The organism is Nostoc sp. UHCC 0252, assembly GCF_034931145.1.
Lineage (GTDB): Bacteria > Cyanobacteriota > Cyanobacteriia > Cyanobacteriales > Nostocaceae > Nostoc.
The window spans coordinates 1-3,921 of record NZ_JAYGHE010000135.1 but is presented as its reverse complement, the minus strand read 5'-3'; the positions used below and the strand labels follow the sequence as shown (position 1 = coordinate 3,921).

The following is a 3,921-nucleotide window of genomic DNA, read 5'->3' as shown; positions in this document are numbered from 1 at the left end:
AGAAACACTAGACGCTGGTGCAGAAGTTTGGCTAGTAACTGGTATCACTTCCTGGGGTGCTTGATTGGGTTCTAATGCCCTTGAGCCATACCGCGCACGGGCTAAAAGTTGTTGGCGTTTCTCTCTTAATCCTGTTGTGATTGCTTGCCTTTCGGCTTGCACAACTTGCCTGTTTTCTATCCCACTAATTTTGTTTTCATGTCTCCACAATTCGGCTTGTAAATCGTGGTGCAATTGTGCTGCCACTTCTGCAAGTCCGTGCTTACGTTTTTGGTCAATTCGCAGGAGATCGGCTCTATCTTGGGCATCTATTTTACTCATATCGCTGTCAAATTCAGCGTTAAGTTTACGAATTTTGGCGATAGCACCCGCAACGTGAGAGCCATATTGTTTACGAAGTTCGACCCAGGTAACTTGTCCTTTGGTCAGCTTCTCCATCGCCTCAAAGACGACCTTGGCGTTGTCCAGAAATGGTTCTAATCGGTCAGATAATTCTTGGGCATTATTCGCATAATCGGCAAACTGTTCGAGCTTATTTATATCCGAAAGATAGCCCAGAATATCAGACTCAAACCCTCCCCAGGAAAGCGCTTTTTCATCAATATGGCTTGCATGACCAACTACCGGATTACGTATTGCAAAGTCCATTGCTAAAACTCCTAATAAGGTATGTTGTCGTAGTCGATATCGCTCGACTCTTGGGGCAATTCATCCCAGTAACCCATGTCTTTAAATCGGTTATAAATTCTCGCTGCTAATTGCCTTATGGGGTCGTCAAAATCATCAGAGATTAAATCAAATCTGTTCTCACCAAATGCCAATATATTTGCAATGTCCGCGTCAATCCCATTACCCAAGAATTGACCAAATGCAGCAGAGTATGGATGGTCATCAATGGTTTCATGAGTTGCTAAGAATTCCGTTCCAGTGAAGGGTGGGTAATCTTCACTCTCTTCCAATGGTGTGGAAAGTGCCTGAATATCCGCCTCAATCATTGCAGCCCATTGTTCAGGATTTTCTACTTTGAATTGCTGCTTTCTTAGGGCGGAGTCGGTCAGGGGTGAACGTCCCCAATCATTGGGATTTTTGTAATCGAGTGCCATGCTGCTAAAATCCTTGTAACGATGTGTACTTGATGCACTTTCGGGTGAGGCGATCGCCAAGCTTGCCGGCAGATGCGAATCGCTTCATCATCAGTTCTCACAAAACTCAACAAGTTCAAAAACCTCCCTCTGCACTTGGTTTTGACTTAATTCTTTTCGCTTGCCTTTCGAGTCATTGAATATGAAAGGGGCATTGACTCCACAATTAGACCGATGGCTGTAGCGCAGTTGTTGACCGCGAAATTGGTACAAATGGTTACGTTGCAAAGTTGTCGTTTCTAACATAAGTTCCTCAAACTTGAGAGTAGAACTCGATATTTAGAATCGCTTCGTGAATCTCCATCAAAGCTTGCACTGCATCACCCATCTTTAAGTCATTCGATGTACTGAACCGCTCGGAGGCTTCGATTTGCTTGTAATTTGGCGATGCTTGCACGAACCTTAGAGTCTGTTCGCAACCGAGGATGATGGTCATAATTTCGGTTGTTGTTAGGCTTGGCTGTGTCTGCACAGTGTCTTCGCTCATGACTTCCTTCCTTTTCTTTGAGCTTTTATCGGTGTGGCTGGGGCTTCTGGTTGACTCGGTTTCTGAAGTACATAGCTGATTGCCCCTCCACCCCCGACAGCTGCGGCGATGGTGAACATATTGTTTCTGCCAAAGTACTGCACTCCGAAGTAGCCAACGGCTAACGCTGCTGCTGTTGCACCAATGCCTAAAACCGTGTTTCTAAATCTGGATTTGGTCATGCTGCCCCCTTGAAATTAGTGACCATTGCGCTAAGTGCCGATTTATTGGGCTGCGTAGATTGCGGTGTTTCAACTTTGGGCGATGCTTGTACATTGCCGTGTTGAAAAATCAGCTTCTCTACACCTGCTGATAATGCCTGTGTCGGCGCATCTTGAGGTAAATCAAAAATCTTGCACAATTCAATTACTGCTAGGTAGGAAATGGTTATACGCCGAGATTCGTAATTCATTGATTAAGCTCCTCTTGCAATTTGAGTTAATAGTTTCAATCCCAAAGCATTGATGAATTGGGGATTGTTCAAGACCACAAAGCCTAAATCGGCTAAGTTTTGATCCACCACTGGCAAGGAAACACCCCCACCCCAGGCGACAAGGTATTTAGCACGGTCTAGATAATTGCCAGCAGTCACAAAGTTGGCGAATTTCTCAATCCTGTTACTCCACCATTCATCTAGACACTGGCTGTACTCGGTTTCAAACTTCTTGCCCGTGAGGTGGTTGCCTCCATAAGTAAAAGTGCCTTCGATAATCCCCTGGTTCACCAAACTAGGCGAGTGCTTCACATCCTTGGACAGCAAGCTCACTCGGTCGTTTCGTTTGTCTAGTGCCTCTGCAATCATGCTGTGCAGTTCACCGGCTCCACCCTCAATCAAGTGACGGTCAATCACTGCACCACTGCCATTAAAGACAGTCACCAACCAAGTTGATGAACCGATATCGAGTGCGATCGCTAATTCTGAGGGGTCAAGTACCAGGGATGCTTCACCAAATAAGCAGTGGGCAATGCTTCCGAATCCTTCTGGATAAATGCCTGTGACTACAATCTCAACTGTCTTGGTGACAATGGAACGGGTTACAGGGTGCAGATGCTCAAAGGTGTGAGTCCCTTCTACTCTGCGCTTAATCTCAGTTGCCCAGCGTTCTGGGTTGTGATTGCTCAAACTAATCGAAAGTTTGACACCATCAGGAATATTCAGAACTGCTAAGTCTGCAAGAATGCTTTCGAGTGCCAGTTCTGCTTTTTTCGCTTTGTCCTCGTGTAACAGGGTGTGGTCAATTTGCGCTAAAGCCGCACTGCCCCAGAAAAATTGAACATCTTTTAAGTCCAGGCGTGAAGTTCCTTCTACATATCGCAGCCATGCCCCATCTTTTGAGATGGTTTCGTGGTGCATGATGTTGCGGTTGCGAACAAGTGAGTATGCGGCTGGCATCATGATGGAAAAATCACCGATGATTGCCTTGCCATACCCTGCACCTGAGTCTTTTCCGGCGATGAGGTCAGTTAGCCCGGATTTGGCTAACAAGTCTGCTTGAACTAGCCAATTTTTGGCATTGGAATATATAGCTGTCATGGTTCAGATGATTGGTAAATTCTTGATTTTCCTGGCTTTGCAGAATTTAGAGGCTAAATCGCTTTAAATCCACATATCCAGTTAAGGGCTTGCCATCACTTCGCTTTCCGGCTTCTGTCACCTATGTTATGCGTCGTTTTTTGGCTTGCTAGTGTTATGATAGCATTACTTCATGAAGTAATGAAGTAATGTTTTACTAATTTTCTTGAGGTAATGTCAAAATGTTTTCAGAACAAATAGAAAACAGTGATGTGGTAACAAGACGAGACGATCCAAATTTCACTCAAGTTAGCGGGTACATACCAAAGGAGAAAGCTTTAAACTTTAAAATTGCTTGCACTGCTTTGCAAATAACCCAAAGCGATGCACTAGATGAAGCAATTAGCCTTTGGCTAGCAAATCATGAGCAACCTTCCTCCACACCCAAGGGCAAAAAAGGTAAGGGTACAGCATGACCAAAGAAAGCCAATCAGAAAAAAACGCTCTAAGGGAAATTCTGGCCTATTTACAGAAAGTAGGGCTATTTGCTCAAAATCCAGTGTCAAACATTACTATCAGTAAAGTTCGTATAATTTCACATCATTAATTTTGTTGTCTCCAATGACTACAGTGAAAGACCCACCAACCGATTTTCAACTCCCGCCGCACAACGAACCGGCATTAGAGATGCTTAGGGAGGCGAAAGACTATGCGTCCACTCAAGCTCTAGCGGCTGGTGC

Annotated in this window: 8 protein-coding genes; 1 reads left to right on the top strand and 7 read right to left on the bottom strand. The window is 44.8% G+C overall.

Translation table 11 applies throughout. The features are described 5' to 3' along the window. The 7 genes from VB732_RS34820 to VB732_RS34790 form a co-directional block, all read right to left on the bottom strand. Positions 1–648: hypothetical protein (locus VB732_RS34820; protein WP_323235368.1), on the bottom strand; the 648-nt coding region annotated here is incomplete at its 3' end. Between the two features lie 11 nt (positions 649–659). After that, positions 660–1,103 carry a hypothetical protein gene (locus tag VB732_RS34815; protein ID WP_323235367.1) on the bottom strand — a complete coding sequence of 148 codons (444 nt, stop codon included), beginning with the start codon at positions 1,101–1,103 and terminating at the stop codon, positions 660–662. Continuing rightward, a complete protein-coding gene (locus VB732_RS34810; RefSeq protein ID WP_323235366.1) occupies positions 1,055–1,216 on the bottom strand; it encodes a hypothetical protein in 162 nt (53 codons plus the stop codon). The genes VB732_RS34815 and VB732_RS34810 overlap by 49 nt, the downstream gene beginning before the upstream one ends. Positions 1,217–1,395: 179 nt before the next feature. Continuing rightward, the gene (locus tag VB732_RS34805) at positions 1,396–1,629 is read right to left on the bottom strand and encodes a hypothetical protein (RefSeq protein ID WP_323235365.1); all 234 of its coding nucleotides are present in this window, start codon (positions 1,627–1,629) and stop codon (positions 1,396–1,398) included. Further along, positions 1,626–1,850: a hypothetical protein gene (locus tag VB732_RS34800; protein ID WP_323235364.1), complete on the bottom strand. Its 225-nt coding sequence runs from the start codon at positions 1,848–1,850 to the stop codon at positions 1,626–1,628. The genes VB732_RS34805 and VB732_RS34800 overlap by 4 nt, the downstream gene beginning before the upstream one ends. Continuing rightward, positions 1,847–2,080 (bottom strand): hypothetical protein, encoded by a 234-nt coding sequence (locus VB732_RS34795; RefSeq protein WP_069071916.1) that lies wholly within the window; start codon positions 2,078–2,080, stop codon positions 1,847–1,849. Before VB732_RS34795 ends, VB732_RS34800 begins: the two co-directional genes overlap by 4 nt. A 3-nt stretch (positions 2,081–2,083) precedes the next feature. Next, the gene (locus VB732_RS34790; protein WP_323235363.1) at positions 2,084–3,202 is read right to left on the bottom strand and encodes a ParM/StbA family protein; all 1,119 of its coding nucleotides are present in this window, start codon (positions 3,200–3,202) and stop codon (positions 2,084–2,086) included. 221 nt (positions 3,203–3,423) lie between these two features. Here VB732_RS34790 and VB732_RS34785 point away from each other — a divergent pair, with 221 nt between their 5' ends. Beyond that, entirely contained in the window at positions 3,424–3,657 is a 234-nt protein-coding gene (locus VB732_RS34785; RefSeq protein ID WP_185585979.1) for a hypothetical protein, read from the top strand. Positions 3,658–3,921 lie beyond the last annotated feature (264 nt).